This window comes from Rhizobium sp. CFBP 8762, from assembly GCF_014841565.1.
GTDB lineage: Bacteria > Pseudomonadota > Alphaproteobacteria > Rhizobiales > Rhizobiaceae > CFBP-8762.
This window is the reverse complement of record NZ_JACYUD010000002.1, coordinates 349,784-375,733: the sequence shown is the minus strand read 5'-3', so window position 1 is coordinate 375,733 and position 25,950 is coordinate 349,784. Positions and strand designations below refer to the sequence as shown.

Here is a 25,950-nt window from a genome sequence, read left to right as displayed (position 1 = left end):
ATGGAGATGATGAGGGAGGCCGGTTTGGAGCGGGTTGCTGGTGGCTGCGTTTGTGGTGATGTGCGAATCACCGCAATGGGTCAGCCCTACCGCGTTGGTCTTTGTCACTGCATGGATTGCCGCAAGCACCATGGAGCGGTGTTCCATGCGTCAGCCATTTTTCCGCGAGACTCCGTCGTCATCGAGGGCGAAACCAAACATTTCGCCGAACGCCACTTTTGTCCCCGCTGTGGTTCATCCGTCTTTGCCCGCAGTGGCGATGAGGTGGAGGTGTATCTCGGATCTTTGGATGAGCCCGATCAGTTCCATCCCACCTATGAAAGCTGGGTTATGCGCCGCGAATCGTGGCTACCGCCGTTCCCGCTCAAGAACCGATACGAGCATGATCGCGAAGACTGAGGTCGTTTCGAAGAATGACGACCTTATTTTGTCGCATTGTCCGGACGTGAAAACGACTCCGTTTTCACTGGAAATGCTCTAGCCGATACAAAAAAGCCTGCGTTAACAAGCGCAGGCTTTTGAACATCGAAATTGCTCGACGCCGCTTTTAACGCTGGCGGGCCTTGCGGGCGGCGTAGCGGCGGTCACGTTCAGCCTTGCGTTCGGCCTCGTCGGCAATTACGCGGGCAATTCGGTCCTTGGCTTCATTTTCGTGTGCTTCGGCAGCGGCCTTGGCTTCAGCTTCCGCTGCAGCGGTCAGCGCTGCGGCTTCCGCCAACTGACGGGCATGTTCTTCTGCCTTCTGGCGCTCGCGCTCGGCGCGGCGTGCCTCGCGGGCATCGGCAATTGCCTGGCGTTCTGCAAGCTTTGCGGCCAGCGCCGGATCGTCCGCCTTGGGAGCCGCAGCAAACTTGCTTAGAAGCTTCTTCTTCGCTTCGTCAGAAGCCTTGCGGCGATCGGCAAATCCGTTTTCGTTTGGGTGTCTCAAAGCTTAACTCGTCCTTATAGAAGTTGATAAAAGCGCGTCGGGTATCGTCGTTATTCCCTGCGGCTTAACTCGTAAAACCGGTCATCCAAGGTTTCAGGAACTAAGCGGCAGATCACAAGATCCCCGTTCGCTCTATACCCGATTTGCGGGCAACAAAAAAGGCCAGACAAACTGTCTGACCTTTCGAATTTCTTGCTTTGTTGCTGCCAGTACATCCGTGGTCAACAACAAAGTCAAAAATTATGCAGCCTGGAGCTGACCAGCGGACATTTTGCCCGACTTGTTGTCGCGTTCCAGTTCGAACGAAAGCTTCTGGCCTTCAACGATTTCGCGCATACCAGCGCGCTCAACTGCGGAGATGTGAACGAAAACGTCCGCGCCGCCGTTGTCAGGCTGAATGAAGCCGAAGCCTTTTGTGGAATTGAACCATTTAACTGTGCCAGTGGTCATAACGAACCCTCTCTGTAGCATATTGAATCGACGCCCTGCAGAACAGAACGCATGTAATCTCGATTTTTGAAGGGGGAAGTTCGTCAAAGGCGCCTTGCAGCGCTGGCAGAAACAAATATCAGTCAAACAACTATCGATGGGCACTGTATAGACGGGCTTTGCGGCAACGTCAACCCTAAAGCGTAGAGCAGCCCAACAATTCGCTTTTTACGTTCTGTATCGCGTGGTCCACAGCCTAAAGCAACGCCAATTGCTCGCTTTCCTGCTCCTCGGTGTCATGCAGGGATGAGAGTGTAACGCCCAGCAAACGGATGGTTTTTGCGGTTGGAAATACCGGCTGAAGCAGAATTTCCACATTGGCGGCAAGGTCGGCCCGCGTTGTCACCGGCGCACCCACGCTGCGGCTGCGGGTAATCTGCTGGAAGTCTGAGTATTTTACCTTCAACGTGACTGTGCGCCCGCGAATGCCCGACGAATCGCAAGTGCGCCAGACCTTGTCCATGATCGGTTGGAGGGCATCGAACGCGGCGTCATAGGTAAACAGGTCTTCGGAAAAGGTATTTTCAGCGCCAACCGATTTGCGGATCCGGTTGGCGCGCACGGGCCGTTCATCAATGCCCCGCGCAATCCAATAGTAGTAGGGGCCGGATTTGCCGAAATGCTGCTGCAGAAAGGGCAGGGTCTGCGCCTTCAGGTCCGCCCCGGTGGCGATGCCCAGCCGGTTCATCTTTTCCGTGGTGGCCGGGCCTATGCCATGGAATTTTTTGACCGGCAACGTTTCCACAAAGTCCGGGCCGGATTTTGGCGGTATGACGAACTGGCCGTTTGGCTTGCGCTGGTCGGACGCCATTTTTGCCAAAAACTTGTTATAGGAAATTCCGGCGGAGGCGGTCAGGCCAGTCACCGCATGAATGCGGGCGCGAATGGCCTTGGCGATATCCGTGGCGATGGGAATATTATGATGGTTTTCCGTCACATCCAGATAGGCCTCGTCCAGCGATAGTGGCTCGATAAATTCCGTATGCTCGGCAAATATTTCACGGATCTGCTGGGAGACTTCCTTATACACCTCAAAACGAGGCTTGACGAAAATCAGATCGGGGCATTTGCGCCTGGCGGTGACCGACGGCATGGCCGAATGCACGCCGAAGGTGCGCGCCTCATAGCTGGCGGCCGCCACCACGCCACGTTCACGCGAGCCACCCACCACCACAGGCTTGCCGCGCAGGTCCGGGTTGTCGCGTTGTTCAACCGAGGCATAGAATGCATCCATATCAATATGAATGATCTTTCGAACGGTCGGTATCTGGCTGGTGTCGTCTTCGCTCACATTTCAGGCCCGTTAGAGACTCTCGTCCAATTATCTGAACATATAGAGAACATGTCAACTGGTCGTGTCAGTTTTCCGGCCGTTTCCGGAACAGTCTTGTTGTTTGCCGGTTTGGACAGACAAAGGGAGCACCATATGAAATCATCACCGGACAACGCGCGCCATTTGTGCGTCGATATGCAGGTCATGTTTGTCGAAACAAGCGAGTGGCAAATGCCGTGGGCGGAGAAGGTTCTGCGGCAAGTGGAAGAACTGGCATTTGCCTATCCGGCACGGACCATTTTTACGCGCTTCATGCCGGTCCGCAGTGTCGAGGATGCCATCGGCACATGGCGGGACTACTACCGGAAATGGCCACAATTTACGCTTGAGAACATTCAGCCGGGGTTGGTGGATCTGGTGCCGTCGCTAAAAGCTGTCTGCCCGCCAGCGGTGGTGTTTGACAAACTCGTCTACTCACCGTGGATCGACGGACGGCTGAACCGGTACTTGCGCGACAATGGCGTCGATACGCTGGTCATCAGCGGCGGCGAAACCGATGTTTGTGTGATGGCAACTGTTCTGGGCGCAGTTGACCTCGGTTATTCCATCGTTCTGGTCAAAGATGCTTTGTGCAGTTCGACAGACAATACGCATGATGCATCACTGGAGCTTCTGGCCGAGCGTTTTTCTGTACAGGTGGATCTGGTGGACACGGCTGCGGTGCGGGCGTGGTGGCGGTGATCCGGTGGAACGCAAGTGGGGTCCAAGACGTTATGAGGGGCTTGATATCATTTGAGGAGCATACCATGCAAGGTGTCCAGACACTCGTCCATGCCGACCACGGCGGCAAACGCGGCTTTACGGTGGAATTCATTGCCGAAGATGGAGGTGTGGCGTCGATAACGGTTCCCCAGACGCCCGAAGGAGACCTGAACCGCGTGAATGCGGTAGACCGCGCCAAGGCCCTGATGGTTGATCTGGCCGCCCGTGCGGAAGGCGAAAGCTGTCCCGCCGACACTGAGGCTGAGGGCGAGACGGCAGTGGAATGGCGCCGCACGGCCCGCGCTGCAGGCGATACCGGTACAATGGAGGAGCAACTCGATGAGGGATTGATGGAGTCCTTCCCTGCCAGTGATCCCGTATCGGTAACCGTATCCAGCGTGGCTGGTAGTAGCGAGGGCAAGTCCGAGAGCGCTGGTCGATCTGATTGAATCAGATCGGCGCTCTCACTCTCTATGTTTCAGCATAATTGTGTCGATCCTCGTTTCACTCCGGTGGGATCATGCTCTAAGGAACGAATTGCCGTTTATGCGGTTTCATAGGCTCCAAATAAGCTGGTTGAGGAGCCCGTGCATGACACTGCAAGCCACTCGAAATTTCGTTGTTGCGGCCTTGGCCGCGACAACTGCACTTTGCGGCACCGTTCAGGCGCAGGTGAAGGGCAAGGTCGGAGAATATTCCGATGTGACAGTTCGCGGTTCCATTCTGGAGCCAGCGAAAGCCAAGTTGCCCGATGATGCGACGCTTGAAAAGCGGATCAAGGCGCCTGAAGGTTTCAAGGTTCAGGTCTACGCTCGTGATCTCATCAATCCACGCATGGTTGCAGTCTCCGATAAGGGGATCGTCTACGCAACACGCAGGAGTGTCGGCGATGTCATCATGATCACCGATGCAGACGGTGATGGCCGCGCAGAGTCGGTCAAGACGGTTGCCAGTCGCGATCAGATGCATGGCATTGCGTTTGATGGCAACAAAGTATTTCTGATCACGGTCAACGATGTCTACACTGCTGACGTGAATGATGATGGCACATTCGGCCCGCTCACACGCATCATCAACGATCTGCCGGATGGTGGCCAGCACGCCAACCGCACGTTACGGATCGGCCCCGACAACATGCTGTATATTACGGTTGGCAGCACCTGTAATGAGTGCCAGGAAACCAACCCCGAAAATGCAACTATCCTGCGCGCCTCCAAGGATGGAAAATCGCGGGAAATCTTTGCATCCGGACTGCGCAACACCATAGGGTTTGATTGGGAATCCGGTTCCGGTTCGCTGTACGGGATGGACCATGGCATCGACTGGTTGGGTGACGAGGAGCAGATCGAAGAAGTCAACAAGATCGAGCAGGGTAAGAAATACGGCTGGCCCTATGTCTATGGCATGGGTGAACTCAACCCACATATGAATCCGCCTGATGGTATCACTCTGGAGCAGTGGAAAAGTCAGTCGGAACAGCCGCTGGCTGGTTACACGCCTCATGCCGCTCCGATGCAGATGACTTTCTACCGCGGCGGCCAGTTCCCGGAAGCCTATCGCGGCGATGCCTTCGTTGCAATGCGTGGCTCATGGAACCGCAGACCGCCGAGCGGCTACGAGCTGGCGCGCGTGGATTTCGAAAAGGGCAAGCCGACGAAGGTTGAACCATTTTTGAACGGCTTTTTGCTGAAAGACGGCGATAGCTTCGACTTTCTGGGCCGCCCGACCGGCGTTGCAGAAGGCAAGGACGGGTCGCTGTTCGTCGCTGACGATTCCAATGGCGTGATCTATCGTGTTTCCTACGATGGCGCGGATCAGCGGGCAGAAGCGCAACCGGCAGCGGAGCCAAACACCGTGCCGGACCCCAAGCCCATGGATAAGGCCATTGACGCCGTTGACGCGAAAGATAGCGATGCCCTGTCCGTAACGGCAGATTTCAAAGCTAATGAGGGCATCCCGGTGGCACATGCCGCTGATGGGGATAATGCCTCTCCCGCCTTGCAGTGGGGTAAGGGACCGGAGGGCACACAATCCTACGTGCTGATTGTCGATGATCCCGATGCGGCAAAGCCCAAGCCATTTACGCATTGGCTGGTCTACGACATTCCAGCATCGGTAACGACGCTGCCGGAGGGCGTCGCCGCTGGATCACCGGTCGTTCTGGTGCCAAAGGGTCCGCTTCAGGGGGTCAACAGCCAAGGCTCCATTGGCTATACTGGACCGAAACCGCCTGTTGGCGATCCGGCACATCATTACGGTTTCCAGCTTTTTGCGCTTGATGTGCCATCGCTCAAGCTTGAGCCCGGCGCCAAACGTGCCGATGTGCTGAATGCGATGAAAGGCCATATTCTCGCCAAGGGCGAAATCATCGGTTTGTTTGAACGCAAGTAAGCGGATCGCCACAAAATTGAACAAAGGCCGACGCATCTGCGCCGGCCTTTGTGCATTCAGCACTTGACGGCTCGTTCAATATACGATGATTGAGCAACGGCAAGGCATGTAAGCACGTATATCCGCATATACAAAGAGAGAAGGTATATGCGAATATACAAGGGAAGAGGGGGCGATAATGAACGAAGCTCTGATCGTCATTGATGTTCAAAACGATTTCTGCCCCGGCGGTGCTCTTGCGGTGACCGATGGCGACTCCATCCTACCGCAGGTGAACCGGTTGATCGCCGAGTTTCCACACGTCATTCTCACGCAGGACTGGCACCCGGCAGGCCATTCCAGTTTTGCCAGCGCCCATCCGGGTACCAAGCCCTTCGACAGCACCACAATGCCTTACGGCCAGCAGACGCTTTGGCCGGATCATTGTATTCAGGGAACGTCAGGGGCGGATTTCCACGACAGTCTCGACTGGATCCGCGCCGAACTCATTGTGCGCAAAGGGTTTCGTCCCGAAATCGACAGTTATTCCGCATTTTTTGAAAATGATCGCACCACGCCCACAGGGCTTGGTGGGTATTTGAAAGAGCGCGGCATCAGCAAACTTGCTTTTTGTGGTCTGGCGCTTGATTACTGCGTGGCCTATTCCGCGCTGGATGCCGCCAAACTTGGTTTTGAGGCGCGCGTGCTTGTGTCCGCCTGTCGGGGAATAGACCTCGGCGGCTCGGTCGCAACCATGACTGCGCAGATGCAAGACGCGGGCGTGACCCTCGTACAGGAATCCTTTAATGGCCGCCAGAACTGACATAGCCCGCCGCGTCTACAATCACACCTGGAAACTGGACCCCATCGTCCGCAGCCTTCTCGATACCGACTTCTACAAGCTATTGATGTTGCAGATGATCTGGAAGCTCTACCCGACGGTGGATGCGACCTTCTCCCTGATAAACCGCACGAAAACAGTTCGGCTGGCTGATGAAATCGATGAGCACGAACTGCGTGAACAGCTCGACCATTGCCGTGAGCTTCGCTTTGCCAAGAAGGAAATGATCTGGCTGGCGGGTAACACCTTCTACGGTCGCCAAAAAATCTTTTCCTCTGATTTTCTCCATTGGCTCGAAAACTTTCAATTGCCGGAGTACGAATTGACCAAGCGCGATGGTCAGTTTGAGTTGACCTTTCCCGGTCGCTGGACCGACACCACCATGTGGGAAATTCCAGCGCTTGCCATTATCAACGAGTTGCGCTCCCGTTCTGCCATGAAGGGCATGGGACGCTTTACGCTGGATGTGCTTTATGCCCGCGCCAAGGCCAAGATGTGGTCCAAGGTAGAGCGGCTGAAAGACTATCCGGAGCTGCGAATTTCCGACTTCGGCACCCGCCGTCGTCACTCGTTTTTGTGGCAGCGCTGGTGCGTGGAAGCTTTAAAAGAAGGCATCGGCCCGGCCTTCTCCGGCACCAGCAACGTGCTCTTGGCCATGGATACTGACCTTGAAGCGCTTGGCACCAATGCGCACGAACTGCCGATGGTGGTGGCCGCACTCGCCAACAATGACGCCGAGGTCAAGCAGGCCCCCTACAAGGTTTTGCAGGACTGGAACCGGCTGTATGAAGGCAATCTGCTGATCGTCCTGCCGGACGCCTTCGGCACCGCTGCGTTTTTGAAAAACGCGCCGGATTGGGTAGCCGACTGGACCGGGTTCCGTCCCGATAGTGCGCCACCGATAGAAGGTGGTGAAAAGATCATCGACTGGTGGAAGTCCAAGGGGCGTGATCCTCGCGACAAGCTGCTGATTTTTTCCGATGGGCTGGATGTGGATACGATCATCGAAGCCTATCGCCATTTTGAAGGTAAGGTGCGGATGAGCTTTGGTTGGGGCACCAACCTTACCAATGACTTTGCCGATTGCGCGCCCATGCACGTGCAGGGTTTGAAGCCGATTTCCATTGTCTGCAAGGTCCTGGAGGCCAATGGCCGCGCCGCCGTCAAGCTATCGGACAATCCGTTGAAGGCCACTGGCGATGCCGATGAGGTCAAGCGCTATTTGAGCCTGTTCGGCTCGGAGGACTTCCACGAACTCAGACTGAAAGTTTAAGCAAATTTACTTGCCGCTGTAGCGGGCTTCCAGAAGATCGAGTTCGCGAATGAGTTTGTTCGCGGTCTCGCTGCCAAGGTCGCGGCTGCGGGCAGCGCGAAATATTTCCGTGCGTTCGGCCTCCACGGCCACGCGCCGCAACTCCCGTTCAATCTCGGCATAGTGGTCGGCAATCTGCGCGGCTTCACCCTCCTGACTGCGATTGTCAATGCGGTGGCGGTATACCTCCATGATGCGAGAGGCTGCTTCGCTGTAAAGTTGGGCGTCCTCGCCATCTGAGCGAAGGCGGTGTGTGCGGATCAGCGCGTCGATAGCGGCGTGCGCCGCCGCGATGCGAGCGGCGTCTTCCTCGGCGCGGAAATCTTTTTCCGGCGGCAGTTCCAGCCCTTTCAGCAACAGGGGCAACGCGAAGCTTGCCGCCACAAGCGACACGATAATGGCCCCCATGGCCAGTAGAATTGCGAGATCGCGCGCCGGAAAGGGCGTGCCGTCGGTCATCGTAAACGGCAGGGTCAAAATACCGGCAAGGGTGATGGCGCCCCGCACACCGGCAAACGACATGGCCGCAACAATGCGCCAGTTCGGCGACGTGGTGGGGCCTTTGCGACGAAACAGGGTGAGTTGCAGTGATATCCACACCCAGGCAAACCGCAACACCGCCAAGCCAACATTGATGGCAATCACGTAAATTGCAATCCACCATGGTTCATGGTGGCCCGTCAGTTGAACGGTTTCTTTCGCCCCTGCCAGAATGGTCGGCAACTGTTCACCCAAAAGCACGAAGATAATGCCATTGGCGGAAAGCTGGATTGTATCCCAAACGGAGTTGCGGCGAATGCGGGTCACCCCGTGGGCCTGCCCATGCGCCTCGCTGAAACTCATGGTCAGCCCTGCCGCAACGGCAGCCAGAATACCGGACCCGCCGATATGTTCTGCCGCCAGATAGGAGGCGAAAGGAATAAGCAGGCTGATCAGAATTTGCGATCCGCTGTCCTCGCCGTAAATGGATGAGATCCAGTCCTTGATCCGTGTTATGCAAAAGGTGAGAAGAACGCCCACTGCGATACCCGCAACGGCGACCCACAGAAAGCTTAGGGTCGCATCGTAGAGCGAAAACGTACCCGTTAGTGCCGCCGCAATCGCAAACCGCAGACAGACAAGGCCGGAAGCGTCGTTCAAAAGGGATTCGCCTTCCAGAATATGCATCATCCGCTTGGGGATCGGCGCACGTTTGGCAATGGCTGAAACAGCAATAGGGTCCGTTGGCGATAGAACGGCAGCCAGCGCAAAGGCCACCGCCAACGGCATGGCCGGAATCAGCAAGTTGATGAACAGACCGGCACCCACGACAGTGAAAATCACCAGCCCCAGCGAAAGTTCCAGAATCACCGAACGGTCCTTGAACAGTTCTTCGCGTGGTATCCGCCAACCATCCAGAAACAGGAGCGGTGGCAGAAACAGCAAAAAGAAAATGTCCGGGTTGAGCGTGACCCTGAGATCGGCAACAAGCCCGATGCACGCACCGATGGCAATCTGCACCAGAGGCAGAGGCACGGAAAACGGAACGACGCGCGATACGAAGGACGAGACCACCACCGCCAGTAGAAGAATGAGAATGATGGTGATGGTGTCCATGCGGCGTGTTCCCGGTTATTTCAGGAGCAGATAGCGCAGCCGTGTCAGGAAACATCCCATCGCCACGCCAAATCCACCCCCGGCTATTTTAAACAGCACATCGCGCAATCGGCCATGGCGGGAAGCTTCCATAAGTTGCATGGCTTCCAGCGCACCCGCCGTTAGTACCAGCAGGGCCAGCACCAGAACCCAGCGCCGGGGATAGGCAAGCACAAACACAAGGCCCGTTACTGCGAACGCCGCGAATCGCTCGATATTCGGCGAAAATTGTGTGGTCGGACGCAGTCCGATGGGCACAATCGTGGCAAAAACGATAACTGCGAGAAAGCCCCATGCAAGAAGCTTAAGACACGTGGTAAGGCGAGGGTTAGGGCCCATCAGGATATATCCAAGGCTTTCGTGAACAGGGAACAGGCGCTTGGCGCGCGGCACGTGATTGATTTTGTTGCGTTTTAGAGTGTCCACCAGAACTGACAGGCACTCCTTAAGAACGGACTAATTTTTTTCACGCAACAATCTTGATTAAACCCCTCCACATATGCAATCATGTTTCGAAATCGATGTTGTGGCTGTACTTTTGCACAATATCACGTGGATCGCCGCGACATCCGTTTCATAAAGCAAACCGTGCCACCGGACTATCCGGCCACGTTATGATTTGGAAGAGTGTTCGTGCGTCATAGGACCCTTACAATCGCAGTGAATAATCTGGCCGGTACGCCGCCGGATGCGATTGGTCGCGCCCGAATTACGAATAAACCGAACAACTAGCAACAAGCCCAAGGAGAGCCACCGGTGTCCGCCGCCTCTCTGGCGGGTGACGGGTGAAACACGCGCGCGCATAGCCGACAGACTGAAATGGGAGATAAGCCTTTGACCGAGCAGGAATTCGCCACCGGCCTTTATGATCCAGCCTCCGACAAGTCGAGCTGCGGTGTGGGTTTCATTACGCGAAAAGACGGCATTCAGACCCATGATGTGCTGAAGCGCGGTCACGAGGCGCTCTGCGCGGTGCCCCATCGCGGTGGCATGTCCGCAGAAGGTGTCGGCGATGGGGCGGGCATTTCGGTTGACCTGTCGCTGGCGTTTTTCCGCAAAGTTACCGGCGTTGCGGATCTGGCACCGGGCCGCTTCGGCGTTGGCAACTTCTTCATGCCGAAGGATGAGGACCAGCACGCCCGCGCAGAAAGCATCATTCTTTCTGCACTCACAGCACAGGGCATGGCGCTGATTGTTGCGCGGGATGTGCCGGTTAACAACAGTGTCATCCGCCCGGCAGCGATCAAATATCAGCTCGGCATTCGCCAGTTCGTTTTCGCCGCGCCACAGCAGTGTGCGTCCCTTGGTGATTTCGACCGCGCCATTCACCGCGAGCTTCTGGAAATCGAGGCCGTAGCCTATACCGATGATGGGCTCGCGGGGCTCTACCCCGTGTCGCTATCGGCCCGCACGCAGGTGCTGAAAGGCCGTCTCAACTCCAACGAGGTTCTGCCCTATTTCCGCGATCTGGATGACCCGGACCACGCCATCCACACCATGTTTTTCCACACGCGGTTTTCCACCAACACGGACCCGCACCCCTCCATGGCGCAGCCGTTTCGTCTGATGGCGCACAATGGCGAGTTGAACACGGACAAGAAAAACCGCCTTTCGGAGGCAGCCCTTGCCCGCGCAAAGAACAGCCTGATCCTTAGCCCCAAGGGCCAGTCCGATAGCTGCCGTCTGGACCAGACGTTGCAAAGCCGTCTGATGGAGGATGGTCTGGACCTCGTCACCGCTGTGGTCTCCATGATGCCGCCTGCCTGGGAAAACGACGACACGCTGTCTGCCGATGTCACGGCGATGCTCGAATATTTCTCGCTTTACGAAGAAAAAAACGATGGTCCCGCCGCTCTGATCTTCGGCAATGGCACCATCATCGGGGCACGGCTGGACCGGCTCGGCCTTCGTCCGCTGCGCACGGTGGAAACGGCAGAGTATCTCTGTGTGATGTCGGAGGCGGGACAGATCGGTTTTCCACCGGAAAGCGTCATGCGCCGGGGTCGGATCGAGGCGGGTGGAATGCTCTATTTTGACCATTCGGTCGGTCGCTCGTTTTCAACCGTCGAAGCGTTGGAAATGCTGGCTGCCAAGCGCGATTATCCCATACTTCTGGTCGATGCCCGCGTCAAGCTGTCGGAGTTGGCAGACATTCCCGCAGACAGCCAAGGCTCGCCGCTGCGTTATAATGGCGATCTGGAGCGCCACCAGCGCTATGTCAGCTACTCCCACAATCAGGAAAGCTTCAAGTTTCTGATGGACCCGATGCTGGCAAGCGGGGCGGAAAAGATTTCCGCTATGGGCTATGGCAATGCCATCAACGCGCTGTCGGATCAGGAAGGCGGCGTCGCCAAATATTTCTCCCAGCGCTTTGCGCAGGTTACCAATCCGCCGCTGGATTCCATCCGCGAGGTGGACGGCATGACCATGCGGGTCGCTCTTGGCGCCAAGCCCAATATTGGCGCAAAGGCTGCCCGTCAGATTGTCGTGAAATCCCCCATTCTCAGCCATCTCGACATGTTAAAAATCCGTGAGCAGACGGAAACCCCGGTCCGCAAGTTCGAGACCCTGTACACGCCCGTGCATGGCGATGCGGCAGCCAATGCCGACGCGCTGGAGGCCGCCATCGACGCGCTCTGCGGCGCTGTCGAGCAATTTGCCCGCGACGAGGGTGGCATTGCCGTGCTCAGCGACCGGCATGTGGCGCGCACCCGCGCGGCTTTGCCACTGATCATCGTGATATCGGCGGTCAACCAGCGGCTGATCGAGGAGGGCCTGCGCCTTCGCGTTTCGCTGATTGCCGAAAGCGGTCAGATCGCGTCGTCCCACCATATTGCTACCGCGCTCGGGTTCGGTGCATCGGCGGTCTATCCGCTCTGTGTACAGTTTCGCGCGGAGGAAAAGTTCGGCGCAGATGCCGACAAGGCGTTCTCCCGCTTTGCCAAGGCCTCGGAAAAGTCGCTGATGAAGACCATGGGCAAGGTCGGCCTGTGTACGGTGGAAAGCTATATTGGTGGAGAATTTTTCGAGCCAAACTTTCTTGATACCAACGACCCGGTGCTGCGCCGTTATTTCCCCAACGTGAAGACGCCGGTTGGCGGCGTCAATTTCGCCGTCATAGCGCAGGCGGTCGCGGATTGGCATGCCAAGGCGCTGACGGTGAAGGGGGAAAACGATATTCCGCTTCTCGGCCTGTTCAAGGAGCGGGCGGAGGGTGCGGGCCACTCCTACGGCACGACGGCGGTGCGCGGCTTCGTGGATATGACGGAGGAGAAAATCGCATTTGAAGGCGAAGATGGTGTGAATGGTGAGCACCTGCGCTTGTTGCCGCTGTCGCGTCTGGAAGATGCCTTCGGTCTGGATGACACCGCCTACAAGCGCACCAGCTTTGAAAAACTATCGGCTGCCGATATTGATGCGTTTCAGATCACGCCGGGTTATCGCACCTTCATGCGGATGATGGCGGATGAGCGCGCCCGCCGCCCTGCCGCGCTGCGCGATGTGCTGTCGCTGCCCGCCGATGTGAATTTCCTGACCACGGCGGAGGAGTTCCGGCGCGAGATGGGCCGCTTTTCCCGCAAGGGCAACAACGCCTTTCTGGTGCGCGGGCTGGCAGTGGAAACCCGCAGCGAGGGGGAGTTTGCTCTTGAACTGACGGGTTCGGCAGAGCTGGCGCGGCTGGATGCGCTGGGGCAATCGCTGCTGCTGCGCTTTGGCGGTGAGATTACCGGCCATTGGGTGGAGGCTGGCAAGCTCATCCTTCAGGCGCAGGGTCAGGCGCGGGAATATCTGGCGCGGCTTCGCACGGCACCTGCGTCCATTGCGCTCGATGCCGTACAGCCTGCTAGCACGATCACGCCGCTGCTGGCGTCAGGCGCCATGAGCCACGGCGCGCTGAACTCCACGGCCCATGAGGCGGTTGCCCACGGCACCAACATTGTTGGCGGCATGTCGAACTCCGGCGAGGGCGGCGAGCATTTGTCGCGCTATGGCACCATTCGTGCATCCCGCATCAAGCAGTTTGCTTCCGGCCGCTTCGGCGTGTGGGCGGGTTATCTCGCCGATCCCATGTTGCAGGAGCTGGAAATCAAGATCGGGCAGGGCGCAAAGCCCGGTGAGGGCGGGCAGTTGCCCGCGCCCAAGGTTACGGTGGAAATCGCCGCAGCGCGTGGCGGCACGCCCGGCGTGGAGCTGGTCTCGCCACCGCCGCACCATGATACCTATTCGATCGAGGATCTCGCGCAACTGATCCATGACTGCAAGGCCGCGCGGGTGCGTGTCATCGTCAAGCTGGTGTCTTCGGAAGGCATCGGCACGATTGCCGTTGGCGTTGCCAAGGCAGGCGCGGACCTCATCAATGTCGCGGGCAATACCGGCGGCACGGGTGCTGCTGCCGTCACCAGCCTGAAATACACCGGTCGCGCCGCTGAAATCGGCATTGCCGAAGTGCATCAGGCGCTGAGCGCCAATGGCCTTCGCGACAAGGTGCAGCTGCGCTGCTCGGGCGCGCATCAGACGGCGAGTGATGTGGTCAAGTCCGCGCTGCTTGGCGGTGACAGCTTCGAGTTTGGCACGACAGCGCTGATGATGCTGAAATGCGTGATGGCCAAGAACTGCAACATCAAGTGCCCGGCAGGGCTTACGACCAATTCCGAACTGTTCAACGGCGACCCGCGTGCGCTGGCGCAGTACCTGATGAACATCGCGCATGAAACGCGTGAAATTCTGGCCGAACTTGGCCTGACCTCGTTGCGCGAAGCGCGGGGACGCGCCGACCTGCTCCATCTGCTCGACCACCCATCCAGCGTCGGCCAGTTGGATCTGCGCGCCATGCTCACGGTCGTGGACGAGGTTCATATCGACAACCCGGTCTATATGGAAAAGGACTTCGCGCTGGATGACAGCTTCCTCGATCTCGTTCGCAAGGCGATCATCGAGGATGCGCAAGAGGCTGTTGCGCTCGGCGCTGGACAGCGGCTGAACAATTGTAACAAGAGCGTGGGCGGGCAACTGGCCGTGGATATCGAGCGTTTGTTGAACCATGAGATGACTGCCGAAGATGTGGGCCACCTGCCTGCCGTCTCGCAGGATCATCGCGGGCGGCGCTTTCTGTTGCCGGGCGCGGTCACCATCGCGACCAGCGGCTCGGCGGGCCAAAGCTTCGGGGCGTTCTGCAACGATGGCATGGTGATGCGCCACATGGGCACCTGCAATGATGGCGTCGGCAAAAGCGCCTGCGGCGGCACCATTGTCGTGCGGTCTCCCGGCGGCGGCTCGGACGAAGCGGGTGGCAATGTGCTGATCGGCAATTTTGCGTTGTTCGGGGCAACCGGCGGGCGCACCTTTATCGAGGGGCAGGCGGGGGACCGTTTCGCGGTGCGCAATTCGGGGGCCACGGCAGTTGTGGAAGGTGTCGGCGACTTCTGCTGCGAGTACATGACGAACGGTGCCGTGCTCAACATCGGCGCATTCGGCAAGGGCTTTGGCAACGGTATGAGCGGTGGCTTTGTTTATCAGTATGATCCCTATGGTGATCTGCCGAAGAAGGTCAGCAGCGATTCCATTCTGCTTGGCTCCATCACCGATGGCAGTGAGATTGCTGCCGTCCACAACCAGTCGGTTTACCTGCTGTTGACCTGGCACTATCAGGAGACCGGTTCGCACAAGGCGCGCTGGCTGTTGGACAACTGGGCAAGCGAGCAGCACAATTTCGTCTACGGCATGCCGCTGGCGCTGCTGCTCTATCAGGATAGCGACGCAATCCTGCGTGCCAAATCCCGCAAGGATCTGCTGGAAGAGCTGGCAACGGCGCTGGCCACCCATCAGGTGCGCAAGTTCAAGCTGGCCTATCGTGATGGCACCGCCATTCTAAACGGCCGGGTTCCCGCTCACGGCGAGACCGATACGGACGAGATGTACACGCTGCTGAACAATTACACAGTGCTGAACATGGCGCAGCAACTGGCAATGGCCCGAGTGCCGAATGCGCTCGGACCATCGGACGCAGACGTTCAGGAAGCGGTGCGCAACCTGCTGCTGACGGAGGATTTCGCTCTGATGAGCAAGCTGTTGCGCTATGCTCGTGAGGCGCTTCAAGGCCATACGGATGAGGCACTGGCTGTCATGATCGCCGACAAGCGGCTGCGCGATTACAAGGAGGCGCTGACGCTGCGCAACATTCTGTCCATGGATAGCCCCGGCACCTATGGCTGGATCATCCACCAAACCCGCAAAAATATAGAGAAAATCGGCCATTTGCCGAGTTTCGAGGAACTGTTTGCCCGGTCCTCGCTCGCTGAACTTGCCACTGTACGCATGTAAGAGATACGCCATGAAGATACCGTTTATTCCACAGGATGCCCCCTTCAACGGCGATCAACGGGCGTGGCTGTCCGGCTTTCTGGCCGGGCTGCACTCGCGCCTGTCGCTGGGTGAGCAAGGTGCCGGCGAAAAGGGCGGTGAACCCGCGCAGGCCGCGCGTCGCGCCATTCCCGTCCACATCCTGTTTGGCACTCAAACCGGCAATGCCGAGCGGGTGGCGATGGATGCTGCCACCGCGGCCAAGGCTCAAGGGTTCGAGCCAACCGTCGAAGCTTTGGATGATGTGGATATGGCGCGCTTTGCGGCCATGGGCTGCGTCATGCTTGTCACCTCAACCTATGGCGAGGGCGAAATGCCGGATAATGCCCAGCTTTTCTGGGATGCGATCTCAGCCGATACGGCGCCGCGACTGGAAAAGATGAGCTTTGCCGTGCTCGGCCTCGGCGATACCGGTTATGACGGGTTTTGTCAGGCCGGAAAGCTGTTTGATATGCGGCTGGAACAACTGGGTGCAAAGCGTATGGTCGCGCGTGTCGATTGCGATATCGACTATGAGACCCCTGCCGCCGACTGGATTGCGCAAGCGCTGCCCGTGCTGGCAACGGTGGAAGGCAATGAGGCACCGGGCACGACACAGTCAGCACCGGCACCTGTAACGGACACGGTGGAGAAAACCCAGTGGACACGCAAGAACCCGTATGCCGCGACTGTCTCGGTGAATCGCAGCTTGTCCGGGGCGACATCGGCCAAGGAAATTCGCCACTACGAGTTTGCGCTGGGTGATAGCGGCATGGTGTATGAGGCTGGGGACGCGCTCGGTGTCATGCCGGTCAACGATCCTGCGCTCGTGCAGGCGTTTCTCGATCACTTCGGCGCAAATGCCGATCTGGCGGTGATGGGGGCGGACCGTTCGCTCGGCGACCTCCTGACCTATGCTTACGAAATCTCCACCCCGTCACGCGAACTGGTGGCAGAGGTGGAGCGGCGCGCGGGCCATGAGGAACTTTCGCACGTTGTGCGCCATGGCGACAGGGAAGCATTGGAAGCCTGGCTCTGGGGACGCGACAGCCTTGATCTGTTGCGCCTGAACCCCGGCATGGAACTCGCCATCGGCGAGTTCATCGGCTTGCTCAAGCCGCTGCAACACCGTGCCTACTCCATATCCTCCAGCGCGCTTGCCAACCCGGACAGTGTGCATCTGACGATTGCCAGCGTGCGCTACACCGCCCATGGACGCGCCCATGGTGGTGTTTGCTCCACCTATCTCGCCGACCGGGTGGCTGCGGGCGCTACGGCGGGTATTTTCGTGTCACCGAACAAGAATTTCCGCGTTCCCGCCGATCCGCTTGCACCGATGATTATGGTTGGACCCGGCACGGGCATCGCGCCCTTCCGCGCATTTCTGCAGGAGCGGCAGGCTACGGGCGCAGGCGGCCCCAACTGGTTGTTCTTCGGCGACCAGCACCGGACCAGTGACTTTATCTACGAGGATGAACTTGCCACCATGAGCCACAGCGGGCTGCTCACCCGGCTCGATCTTGCCTTCTCCCGCGATCAGGCTGACAAAATCTATGTGCAGACCCGTATGCGTGAAAACGGCAAAGCACTCTACGAATGGCTTCAGGAGGGCGGCCACTTCTATGTCTGCGGGGACGCCAGCCGCATGGCGAAGGATGTGGATCAAGCGCTGCATGAGGTAGCCGCGACCCATGGCGGCTTGACGCCGGAAGGCGCGGTCGATTACGTCAACCAGTTGAAGCGCGAGAAGCGCTACCTGCGCGATGTCTATTGATCAACTGGCGTTAGCGCGTTCTCAATGAAGCCATGCGGATCGGCGCAAAAGGCCCGCATGACATCAAAATGCCCGGTGTCTTCCAGCGTCGTTTCGCTTAAACCCTGCTGGTCCAGCCGAAGCAACGTGGCCGATGGGTAAGCCATGATGATGGTTGAGTGTGTGGCCATAATGATCTGCGCGCCACCAAACGTTTCGGCTTCGTGCACGATTTTTAAAAACTCGATCTGGCGGCGGGGTGACAGCGCCGACTCCGGCTCATCCATGATGAAAACGCCGCGTCGTCTGCATCGCTCCTGAAAAAATCTCAAGAAACCTTCGCCATGCGAATGGGAGAGAAAGTCAGGGGCTGGGGAACCGCCTTCGCGCGCGGCCGCATCCAGATACCGCGCCACGGAGAAGAAGGTTTCCGCTTTGAAAAACCAGCCCAGCCCGGTCTTTGGCAACCATGCAGCACGCAAAGCTTTTGACAGGATGCCCCCGGACACCTCAACCGCGTTTGCGTGGTCCACAGGCCGATAGCCATTCGCACCGCCCGCATCGTCAAACCCGACCAGAGCCGCAATGCCTTCCAGCAAGGTGGATTTGCCGATGCCGTTTTCACCCACAATGATCGTCACCGGCCTGGTGAACTGCATGGAAAAGTCACCGTTCGCCATCAGCGGCAGGCAGTAGGGATAGGTGTCAAACTCCGTCCAGTCCGGTTTGACCGAAAGCGATTTCAGATAGGGCGGTGGCAGGCGGACGTTCGGTTTTGCCTTCATAGAAACACCATAAGGAAGAATCGCGTCTTCCTTATGGTGCATCGTCTCCGTTTCGAAAAACAGCGCGTTCTTACAGCATTGGCTGCCCGCCGGTGACGGGGATAACCGCGCCGACCATATAGCTGGCTTCGTCGGATGCCAGCAGCACATAGGCCCCGGCCAATTCTGCCGGTTGGCCGGGGCGGCCGAGCGGAGTCTTCTTGCCGAATTCCTTCGCCTTTTCATGGTCCATGGTCGACGGAATCAGCGGTGTCCAGATCGGACCGGGGGCCACGCCGTTCACGCGAATGCCCTTTTCTGCCAGCAACTGTGCCAGACCGGCGGTAAAGTTAGTCATCGCGCCCTTGGTGGAGGCGTAGGCCAACAGCTCCGGCGAAGGCTTGTCGCCCTGAATGGACGTGGTGTTAATGATGGAACTGCCGGCTTTCAGATGCGGCACAGCTGCCTTGCTGAGGTAAAAAGGCGCAAAGATATTGGTGCGGAAGGTCTTTTCCCACTCCGCCGTCTCGATTTCCTCGATGCTTTCATAGGTGCGCTGGAAGGCGGCATTGTTGACGAGAATGTCTAACTGGCCGAATTCCTTCACCGTCTTATCAATGAGGGATTTGCAATGGTCTTCGCTGCCGATATCGCCCGCAATCGCCAGACCTCGTCGCCCGGCCTTTTCGATCCATTTAACCGTATCCTGCGCGTCTTCATCCTCATTCAGGTAGGAAATGACAACATTGGCACCTTCACGAGCATAGGCGATAGCCACGGCACGCCCAATGCCGGAATCGCCGCCGGTGATAAGAGCTACCTTACCCTTGAGCTTGCCATTGCCCTTGTAGCTTTCTTCGCCGTGGTCGGGCTGTTGTGGCATTTCGCTGGTATTGCCTGGCGGGGTAATCGGCCTGGTATCGAGCGGCGGCACGGGCCTGTTGGTTTGCGACATGGAAAGCTCCTGTTTTCAACGGTTGGTTGCCGGTGTAACGGGACCGTTCACGCTTTTGTTCCCCTTGGGACAACCGTCATACCCGGCAGATGCCTGGTATGACGGTCGATTATGATTAGCGGTACACCATGCCACCGTCGATCAGCGGCGACTGCCCCGTCATATAGTCAGAGTCCTGCCCGGCGAGGTAGGATACAAATCCGGCCACGTCATCGGCGGTCTCGGCACGTCCGAGCGCAATGCCGTCAACAAACTTTTTGTAGGTTTCACCCTTGGCAGCGCCGGTCAGTTCCGCAAAACGCTCGTCGATTTCCACCCACATGTCGGTGCCGACCACGCCGGGGCAATAGGCGTTGACGGTGATGCCCGCGCTCGCATATTCGCGTGCAGCAGCCTGCGTCAGCGCACGCACGGCAAATTTGGTTGAGGAGTAGACGCCGAGCATGGCGAAGCCATCATGACCGGCAATGGAGGAGGCATTGATGATCTTGCCCTTGTGCCCGCGCGCGCGAAACTTCTTGGCAGCAGCCTGAATGCCCCAAAGAACGCCATTCACGTTGATGCGGTAAATGCGCTCCACGTCATCGGCCGTCACATCATCCAGCGGCTTCACCTGCGCAATGCCAGCATTGTTGACGATGATGTCAAAACCGCCGAGTTCTTTTTCTGCGTGATCGACAGCGGCAAACACCTGCGCGCGTTCGCTGACATCAGCCACAAAGGTTGTCGCCTTGCGCCCCAGCGCTGTGATTTCCTTCGCAACCGCATCCAGTTGATCCTGTTTCAAATCAACCAGCGCAATGTCAGCACCATCCTTGGCAAGACGAAGAGCGATACCGCGACCAATGCCCTGAGCGGCACCTGTCACCAGCGCTATTTTACGATCAATTGACATGGGATGTCCTTTCGTTGGTTGAACATTGGCTGGACGCGAGCGTGAGGCTCACGCAAAATGTCGCAGCCAACCGCAAACTATCCTTTTTGCGTCAACTTGCCTTGAGGCAGATCAATCGGCAGGCTAATTGATTTGCGTCAAAGTTCCGCTTGCGCAAACGCGCCATAGCAGGGACGAACACGGGCCGGGCTCGTGATTGACACCTGCTTTGGAAGCGTTGAACGCGCAGGGCAGGGCATGTGTGCTCAAGGAGAATGACGATGCGCATGGTATTCGGTACGGTGAAAATGGGTGCAGGCGTTGCACTGGGTCTGGCGCTGATGGCAGCCCAAACGTTCGCGGCAGACTTTGAGGTGCATATGCTGAACAAAGGCGCGGATGGTGCCATGGTTTTTGAGCCCGCGCTGATAAAGGTTGCGCCCGGTGACACCATCACCTTCATTCCCACGGACAAGTCGCACAATGTCGAAAGCATCAAGGACCTGATCCCCGAAGGCGCGACGCCGTTCAAAGGCAAGATCAATGAGACGGTGAAGGTGACATTTACCGTTCCCGGTGCGTATGTGGTGAAATGTATGCCACACTTTTCCATGGGCATGGCCGGTCTGGTTGTCGTGGGCGATGCCCCGGCAAATCTGCAGGCCGTGAAGGATGCGAAACTCCCGAAGAAGGCAAAAGACCGCATTGACGCTGACATTGCCAAAGCCGGTCTCTAGAGCATTTCCAGCAAAAGCGGAAACGCTTTACGTCTGGATTATGCGTCGAAACAAAAGATTAGAGCATTGCGGTGAACACGTGTTCAACGGAAATGCCCTAGATAAAAGGCCCGGATCGCAACGAACCGGGCCTTTCTCAATTACTGTGCGTCGGGGCCAGCGTCGGAACCGTCCGGACCATCTTCATCCGGGCCATCAGGACCATCGGCTGGTGGTGGTGGCGGTGGGTTGCCAGCTTCCGGGCCATGGTGGCCGGGGCCGCGCGGTCCATGCGGGCGCTCTGCCTTTTCCCAGCGCTCAAGCTGCTCGGGTGTCAGCACGCCTTTCAGCGCTTCCGTCACCTCTTTCAACTTTTTGGCTTTTTCAGCCTGCGCAATGGCGCGGTCAGCCAAGCGTTCGGCCATCAATGGGGGTTTGGGCGGCGGTGTTTGTGTCGCCTGGCCATCGGCTGCGGGCGCTGGCATCGGCGGTTTCGGCATTCCGCGATCGGCGAAATCGATAAAGGCCGATGTATAGTTACGCCATGCTTCAAGCTGGTCGCCGCGGATACCGATCAGGGTTTCCATGGCGGACAGGCGGCCGGCCAGTCGCATGACCGGATCGCCACGCATGCCTTCATGGCGCGGGCCATGCTTGCGTTTGCCATCGCGGTCGTCCCGGTCATGCTTGCCGTGTTTGCCGGGACCGTCTTTTCTGTCATGCGGCGGCTTCGGCTTGTCCAGGCGACCTTCGTCGGCCTGCGCCATTTCAACCATGCCAGCTGGCTGTGCAGTCGGTTGGGAGGAGGAGGTGCCTGGTGCCGCATGGGCTGCCAGTGGTGAGAGCATCGTTGCGGAGGCGAGCCCCAGAACAGTCATCATATGTTTCATTTGCAATCCTTTCCTCGGTGTTGCGAAACAAGAGGTAGGCGGCAAACAAGACTGTTCTAGGGTCCAACTAGAGGTTTTTTATGAAATTATCGTAATGTTGCAACCGCTTAACGTCTTTGGTTGTAAACATCGATGCAAACGGCACCTAGAAGCACGAGGCCCTTGATGACCTGCTGGTAGTCGATGCCGATACCCACAATCGACATGCCGTTGTTCATCACACCCATGATGAACGCGCCGATCACGGCCCCGCCCACACGGCCGACGCCACCATAGGCCGATGCACCACCGATGAAACAGGCCGCAATCACATCCAGCTCAAAGCCGAGACCGGCCTTTGGCGTTGCTGTATTGAGACGTGCCGCAAAGATCAGGCCCGCAAGTGCCGCCAGCACACCCATGTTGACGAAGGTAAAGAAGGTCAGCCGTTCGGTCTTGATACCCGACAGTTTCGCGGCCTTTTCATTGCCACCGACCGCATAGACCTGACGGCCGACAATGGTGCGGTTGGTGACAAAAGCGTAGAACGCAATCAGCGCAGCCATGATGATCAGGACATTCGGCATGCCGCGATGCGAGGCGATCAGGTAAGCGAGATAGCCGATAATGGCGAAGGCCAGCACATTCTTGGCAATAAACAGGCTCTGCGGTTCCGTCTCGACGCCATGCTTCAAATGGCGCGCGCGCGACGTGAAGTTGGAATAAACAATGATGGCCGCAACAACCAAACCCAGAATGAGCGACGTCAGGTACAGCCCGCCCGTCTGGGTAAGCGCCTCAGGAATAAAGCCGGACGACAATTTCTGGAACGTTGGCGGGAAGGGGCCAACCGATGCACCGCCGAGAACGGCAATCATCAAGCCTTTGAACACCAGCATGCCCGCAAGGGTGACGATGAACGACGGTATTTTGAAATACGCCACCCAGTACCCTTGGGCGGCCCCGATCAGGCCGCCGATGATGAGACAGGCAATGGCAGCCGGAACGAACGGCAATTGCCAGCGCACAATCATGACAGCCGCCAGCGCGCCGACAAAGCCCGCCACCGAACCGACCGAAAGATCGATATGCCCGGTGATGATGACCAGCAACATGCCAAGCGCCATGATGACGATGTAGCTGTTTTGCAGTACAAGGTTGGTGAGGTTCAAGGGTCTCAGCAGCGTGCCGCCGGTGACAACCTGAAAGAAAATGACGATGGCCAGCAGGGATAACAACATGCCGTATTCACGTAAGTTGTCCTTGATGAAGCCTGCGGCCCGGCCCGGCGCGGGGGCTGCGGTCGTTTGCTCGCTCATTCGGGTCTCCTTTTATGGCGCATGATAGCGCGCATGATGTTTTCCTGCGTGGCCTGTTCTCCCGCCACTTCACCCACAAATGCGCCTTCATGCATCACCACGATGCGGTCGCACATGCCAATGAGTTCCGGCATTTCGGAGGAGATGAACACCACGCCTTTGCCGCTGGCGGCCAGTTCGTTGATGATGCTGTAGATTTCGTATTTCGCGCCGACATCGATGCCGCGCGTGGGTTCGTCCAGGATGAGCACATGCGGATCGGTAAACAGCCACTTGGACAGCACAACCTTCTGCTGGTTGCCGCCGGAAAGCTTGCCGGTTTCCTGATAGACATTGTGGCTGCGGATGCGCATACGCGCACGGTAGTCATTGGCAACCGAAAGTTCGCGCATGTCATCGATCAGACCGCGCTCGGCCACGCCGGGAAGGTTGGCCAGTGACACGTTCTTGCGCACATCCTCGGCCAGCAACAGGCCCAGATGCTTGCGATCTTCCGTTACATAGGCAAGCCCGGCGGCAATGGCGCGGTCCACTGTCGACACATCCACCGGTTTGCCGTTGATTTCAACAGAACCGGAAATATTGCGGCCATAGGATTTGCCGAACAGGCTCATGGCAAATTCGGTACGGCCAGCGCCCATCAAACCGGCGATGCCGACGATTTCGCCCTTGCGCAGTTCAAACGCGACGTTTTTGACCATCTGGCGATCAGAATGCTGCGGGTGGTAGGCCGACCAGTCGGTTACCTTCAGGATCACGTCACCAATATCGGGCGTGCGCTTGGGGTAGCGGCTTTCCAGATCACGATCCACCATCTTGCGGATAATGTCGTCTTCCTCAACCTCGCCCGCATGACAGTCGAGCGTAGCAACGGTGCGTCCATCGCGCAACACGGTGATCTTGTCGGCGACGTCCTTGATTTCATTCAGCTTGTGCGAAATGAGAATGGACGTAATGCCCTGGGTGCGAAACTCTTTGAGCAGCGCCAGAAGGGCCGCACTGTCCTGCTCGTTCAGGCTGGCGGTGGGCTCATCCAGAATCAGCAGCCGCACTTCCTTGGACAGCGCCTTGGCAATTTCCACCAGTTGCTGCTTGCCAACGCCGATATTGGTGACAAGCGTATCGGGCGCCTCGGACAGACCAACCTTCGCCAGTAGCGCCTTGGCGCGGGTGTGGACGGCGGAGCGGTCGATAACGCCGAAACGGGCCGGGGCATTGCCGAGAAATATGTTTTCAGCAATCGACATCAGCGGGATCAGCGCCAATTCCTGATGGATGATAATGATGCCCAACGCCTCGGAATCGTTGATATCGCGAAACCGCCGCTCCTCGCCATCATACACGATGGAGCCGCCATAGCTGCCATGGGGATAAACGCCGGATAGCACCTTCATCAGCGTGGATTTGCCCGCGCCGTTTTCACCCACAAGCGCGTGGATCTCACCGGGGGCAACCGAGAAGCTCACATCAGAAAGTGCTTTGACAGCGCCGAAGCTTTTGGAGATGCCGCGCATTTCCAGAATGGGGGCATTGGAGGCCGCCTGTGGACTGTCTTTCAAATTTCGCATTGTTTCCATTGCACAATCAGTCCTGAAAAGAGGAAACAGCGCCAGCCGGACTGGCGCTGTGCAGTGGTCAAATCAGCAGAAACTGCTTATTGAATCTGGTCCTTGGTGTAATAACCGCTACCAACCAGCACTTCTTCCCAGTTCGACTTGTCGACGATAACCGGCTTCAACAGGTAGGCCGGAACGACCTTCACACCGTTGTTGTAGGTCTTGGTGTCGTTGACTTCAGGCTCCTTGCCGGACAGCAGGGCATCCACCATGTCGGCGGTAACCTTTGCCAGTTCGCGGGTGTCCTTGAAGATCGTGGCGGTCTGTTCACCAGCCAGAATCGACTTGACGGATGGCACTTCCGCATCCTGACCGCTGACAACCGGCATCTTCATGTCGCCGCTGCCATAGCCCACGCCCTTGACGGACGACAGAATGCCGATGGAGAGACCGTCGTAAGGCGACAGAACCGCGTCAACATGCTTGTCACCGTAGTAGGCGCTGAGCAGGGCATCCATACGGGCCTGCGCAACAGCCGGGTCCCAACGCAGCGTGGAAACCTTGTCCATACCGGTCTGGCCGCTGGCGACGACGAGGTTGCCCTTGTCGATTTCCGGCTGAAGCACGGACATAGCGCCATCGTAGAAGAAGTAGGCGTTGTTATCGTCCGGGGAACCACCGAACAACTCGATGTTGAGCGGCTTGCCTTCGCGGCCCTTCAGGCCGTTCATGATCGAGGTCGCCTGCAACACGCCAACCTGGAAGTTGTCGAAAGTTGCGTAGTAATCAACATTCGGTGTGTCACGGATCAGGCGGTCATAGGCAATCACCTTCACGCCGGCATCGGCAGCCTGCTTCAGCACGTCCGACAGTGTTGTGCCGTCGATGGAAGCAACGACCAGAACCTTGACACCCTTGGTGACCATGTTCTCGATCTGCGAAAGCTGGTTTGGAATATCGTCATCGGCATATTGAAGATCGGTCTCGTAGCCGCGATCTTTCAGAACCTTCACGATGTTGTCGCCATCGGCGATCCAGCGTGCGGAGGACTTGGTGGGCATGGCAATGCCCACGGTGCCCTTGTCCTGTGCCGCAACGGGGCCAGCGAGAGCGACTGCCGACAGCGCAACCGCTGCCATCAGTGATTTAAAATTCATTGGTATTTCCTCCCAAAATGCGGACTTTGGCCGCGTTA

21 protein-coding genes are annotated in these 25,950 nt (G+C 57.8%); 9 read left to right on the top strand and 12 right to left on the bottom strand.

Annotated elements, in window-relative coordinates:
* The first annotated feature begins 24 nt into the window (after nt 1-24).
* Nucleotides 25-399, top strand: a complete 375-nt coding sequence (locus tag IFT84_RS06885) for a GFA family protein (RefSeq protein ID WP_192118340.1) — start codon at nt 25-27, stop codon at nt 397-399.
* 148 nt (nt 400-547) lie between these two features.
* On the opposite strand, the gene IFT84_RS06880 is transcribed toward IFT84_RS06885, so the two are convergent.
* The 3 genes from IFT84_RS06880 to dinB all read right to left on the bottom strand — a co-directional run bounded on the left by IFT84_RS06880 (nt 548) and on the right by dinB (nt 2,651).
* Nucleotides 548-928 (bottom strand): DUF6481 family protein, encoded by a 381-nt coding sequence (locus IFT84_RS06880; protein WP_192117918.1) that lies wholly within the window; start codon nt 926-928, stop codon nt 548-550.
* 240 nt (nt 929-1,168) lie between these two features.
* A complete protein-coding gene (locus IFT84_RS06875) occupies nt 1,169-1,378 on the bottom strand; it encodes a cold-shock protein (RefSeq protein WP_133255612.1) in 210 nt (69 codons plus the stop codon).
* A 235-nt stretch (nt 1,379-1,613) separates the two neighbouring features.
* Complete coding sequence (dinB, locus tag IFT84_RS06870) at nt 1,614-2,651, bottom strand: DNA polymerase IV (RefSeq protein WP_197975493.1); 1,038 nt, start codon at nt 2,649-2,651, stop codon at nt 1,614-1,616.
* Between the two features lie 192 nt (nt 2,652-2,843).
* Here dinB and IFT84_RS06865 point away from each other — a divergent pair, with 192 nt between their 5' ends.
* The 5 genes from IFT84_RS06865 to pncB all read left to right on the top strand — a co-directional run bounded on the left by IFT84_RS06865 (nt 2,844) and on the right by pncB (nt 7,936).
* Nucleotides 2,844-3,431, top strand: coding sequence for a cysteine hydrolase family protein (locus tag IFT84_RS06865; RefSeq protein WP_192117916.1), 588 nt, complete (start codon nt 2,844-2,846; stop codon nt 3,429-3,431).
* A 65-nt stretch (nt 3,432-3,496) separates the two neighbouring features.
* Nucleotides 3,497-3,901 (top strand): hypothetical protein, encoded by a 405-nt coding sequence (locus IFT84_RS06860; protein ID WP_192117915.1) that lies wholly within the window; start codon nt 3,497-3,499, stop codon nt 3,899-3,901.
* Between the two features lie 142 nt (nt 3,902-4,043).
* Nucleotides 4,044-5,843 (top strand): YbhB/YbcL family Raf kinase inhibitor-like protein, encoded by a 1,800-nt coding sequence (locus IFT84_RS06855; RefSeq protein WP_192117914.1) that lies wholly within the window; start codon nt 4,044-4,046, stop codon nt 5,841-5,843.
* Between the two features lie 175 nt (nt 5,844-6,018).
* Nucleotides 6,019-6,645 (top strand): bifunctional nicotinamidase/pyrazinamidase, encoded by a 627-nt coding sequence (gene pncA, locus IFT84_RS06850; RefSeq protein ID WP_192118338.1) that lies wholly within the window; start codon nt 6,019-6,021, stop codon nt 6,643-6,645.
* Nucleotides 6,629-7,936, top strand: coding sequence for a nicotinate phosphoribosyltransferase (gene pncB, locus IFT84_RS06845; protein ID WP_192117913.1), 1,308 nt, complete (start codon nt 6,629-6,631; stop codon nt 7,934-7,936). Before pncA ends, pncB begins: the two co-directional genes overlap by 17 nt.
* Before the next feature lie 6 nt (nt 7,937-7,942).
* On the opposite strand, the gene IFT84_RS06840 is transcribed toward pncB, so the two are convergent.
* Together IFT84_RS06840 and IFT84_RS06835 are read right to left on the bottom strand one after the other, a co-directional pair.
* Complete coding sequence (locus tag IFT84_RS06840) at nt 7,943-9,571, bottom strand: Na+/H+ antiporter (RefSeq protein WP_192117912.1); 1,629 nt, start codon at nt 9,569-9,571, stop codon at nt 7,943-7,945.
* Nucleotides 9,572-9,586: 15 nt separating this feature from the next.
* The gene (locus IFT84_RS06835) at nt 9,587-9,949 is read right to left on the bottom strand and encodes a VanZ family protein (protein ID WP_192118336.1); all 363 of its coding nucleotides are present in this window, start codon (nt 9,947-9,949) and stop codon (nt 9,587-9,589) included.
* Between the two features lie 495 nt (nt 9,950-10,444).
* Between IFT84_RS06835 and IFT84_RS06830 the strand changes: the two genes are divergently transcribed.
* Nucleotides 10,445-15,931 carry a glutamate synthase-related protein gene (locus IFT84_RS06830; RefSeq protein ID WP_244651123.1) on the top strand — a complete coding sequence of 1,829 codons (5,487 nt, stop codon included), beginning with the start codon at nt 10,445-10,447 and terminating at the stop codon, nt 15,929-15,931.
* Between the two features lie 10 nt (nt 15,932-15,941).
* Nucleotides 15,942-17,723 carry a sulfite reductase subunit alpha gene (locus IFT84_RS06825; protein WP_192117910.1) on the top strand — a complete coding sequence of 594 codons (1,782 nt, stop codon included), beginning with the start codon at nt 15,942-15,944 and terminating at the stop codon, nt 17,721-17,723.
* Here the strand turns inward: IFT84_RS06825 and IFT84_RS06820 are convergent.
* The 3 genes from IFT84_RS06820 to IFT84_RS06810 form a co-directional block, all read right to left on the bottom strand.
* Nucleotides 17,717-18,487: an AAA family ATPase gene (locus tag IFT84_RS06820; RefSeq protein WP_192117909.1), complete on the bottom strand. Its 771-nt coding sequence runs from the start codon at nt 18,485-18,487 to the stop codon at nt 17,717-17,719. The two genes, IFT84_RS06825 and IFT84_RS06820, sit on opposite strands and share 7 nt — an antisense overlap.
* 70 nt (nt 18,488-18,557) lie before the next feature.
* On the bottom strand, nt 18,558-19,421 hold the full coding sequence (locus tag IFT84_RS06815) for an SDR family oxidoreductase (RefSeq protein ID WP_244651122.1): 864 nt from the start codon (nt 19,419-19,421) through the stop codon (nt 18,558-18,560).
* A gap of 115 nt (nt 19,422-19,536) precedes the next feature.
* On the bottom strand, nt 19,537-20,316 hold the full coding sequence (locus IFT84_RS06810) for an acetoin reductase (RefSeq protein WP_192117908.1): 780 nt from the start codon (nt 20,314-20,316) through the stop codon (nt 19,537-19,539).
* Nucleotides 20,317-20,576: 260 nt separating this feature from the next.
* Between IFT84_RS06810 and IFT84_RS06805 the strand changes: the two genes are divergently transcribed.
* Entirely contained in the window at nt 20,577-21,032 is a 456-nt protein-coding gene (locus IFT84_RS06805; protein ID WP_197975467.1) for a pseudoazurin, read from the top strand.
* 140 nt (nt 21,033-21,172) lie between these two features.
* Here IFT84_RS06805 and IFT84_RS06800 read toward each other — a convergent pair whose 3' ends face one another.
* The 4 genes from IFT84_RS06800 to chvE all read right to left on the bottom strand — a co-directional run bounded on the left by IFT84_RS06800 (nt 21,173) and on the right by chvE (nt 25,912).
* Nucleotides 21,173-21,901 (bottom strand): hypothetical protein, encoded by a 729-nt coding sequence (locus IFT84_RS06800; protein WP_192117907.1) that lies wholly within the window; start codon nt 21,899-21,901, stop codon nt 21,173-21,175.
* Between the two features lie 107 nt (nt 21,902-22,008).
* Entirely contained in the window at nt 22,009-23,199 is a 1,191-nt protein-coding gene (gene mmsB / locus IFT84_RS06795; RefSeq protein WP_192117906.1) for a multiple monosaccharide ABC transporter permease, read from the bottom strand.
* Nucleotides 23,196-24,776 (bottom strand): multiple monosaccharide ABC transporter ATP-binding protein, encoded by a 1,581-nt coding sequence (gene mmsA, locus IFT84_RS06790; protein ID WP_192117905.1) that lies wholly within the window; start codon nt 24,774-24,776, stop codon nt 23,196-23,198. Before mmsA ends, mmsB begins: the two co-directional genes overlap by 4 nt.
* Before the next feature lie 77 nt (nt 24,777-24,853).
* Complete coding sequence (gene chvE / locus IFT84_RS06785; protein ID WP_192117904.1) at nt 24,854-25,912, bottom strand: multiple monosaccharide ABC transporter substrate-binding protein; 1,059 nt, start codon at nt 25,910-25,912, stop codon at nt 24,854-24,856.
* Nucleotides 25,913-25,950: the final 38 nt, after the last annotated feature.

Excerpts from the sequence above, each read along its gene's own strand:
- IFT84_RS06875 (WP_133255612.1), bottom strand. The coding sequence starts at position 1,378 with ATGACCACTGGCACAGTTAAATGGTTCAATTCCACAAAAGGCTTCGGC.
- dinB (WP_197975493.1), bottom strand. The coding sequence starts at position 2,651 with ATGGATGCATTCTATGCCTCGGTTGAACAACGCGACAACCCGGACCTG.
- IFT84_RS06865 (WP_192117916.1), top strand. The coding sequence starts at position 2,844 with ATGAAATCATCACCGGACAACGCGCGCCATTTGTGCGTCGATATGCAG.
- IFT84_RS06860 (WP_192117915.1), top strand. The coding sequence starts at position 3,497 with ATGCAAGGTGTCCAGACACTCGTCCATGCCGACCACGGCGGCAAACGC.
- IFT84_RS06855 (WP_192117914.1), top strand. The coding sequence starts at position 4,044 with ATGACACTGCAAGCCACTCGAAATTTCGTTGTTGCGGCCTTGGCCGCG.
- pncB (WP_192117913.1), top strand. The coding sequence starts at position 6,629 with ATGGCCGCCAGAACTGACATAGCCCGCCGCGTCTACAATCACACCTGG.
- IFT84_RS06840 (WP_192117912.1), bottom strand. The coding sequence starts at position 9,571 with ATGGACACCATCACCATCATTCTCATTCTTCTACTGGCGGTGGTGGTC.
- IFT84_RS06835 (WP_192118336.1), bottom strand. The coding sequence starts at position 9,949 with ATGGGCCCTAACCCTCGCCTTACCACGTGTCTTAAGCTTCTTGCATGG.
- IFT84_RS06825 (WP_192117910.1), top strand. The coding sequence starts at position 15,942 with ATGAAGATACCGTTTATTCCACAGGATGCCCCCTTCAACGGCGATCAA.
- IFT84_RS06820 (WP_192117909.1), bottom strand. The coding sequence starts at position 18,487 with ATGAAGGCAAAACCGAACGTCCGCCTGCCACCGCCCTATCTGAAATCG.
- IFT84_RS06815 (WP_244651122.1), bottom strand. The coding sequence starts at position 19,421 with ATGTCGCAAACCAACAGGCCCGTGCCGCCGCTCGATACCAGGCCGATT.
- IFT84_RS06810 (WP_192117908.1), bottom strand. The coding sequence starts at position 20,316 with ATGTCAATTGATCGTAAAATAGCGCTGGTGACAGGTGCCGCTCAGGGC.
- IFT84_RS06805 (WP_197975467.1), top strand. The coding sequence starts at position 20,577 with ATGCGCATGGTATTCGGTACGGTGAAAATGGGTGCAGGCGTTGCACTG.
- IFT84_RS06800 (WP_192117907.1), bottom strand. The coding sequence starts at position 21,901 with ATGAAACATATGATGACTGTTCTGGGGCTCGCCTCCGCAACGATGCTC.
- mmsB (WP_192117906.1), bottom strand. The coding sequence starts at position 23,199 with ATGAGCGAGCAAACGACCGCAGCCCCCGCGCCGGGCCGGGCCGCAGGC.
- mmsA (WP_192117905.1), bottom strand. The coding sequence starts at position 24,776 with ATGGAAACAATGCGAAATTTGAAAGACAGTCCACAGGCGGCCTCCAAT.
- chvE (WP_192117904.1), bottom strand. The coding sequence starts at position 25,912 with ATGAATTTTAAATCACTGATGGCAGCGGTTGCGCTGTCGGCAGTCGCT.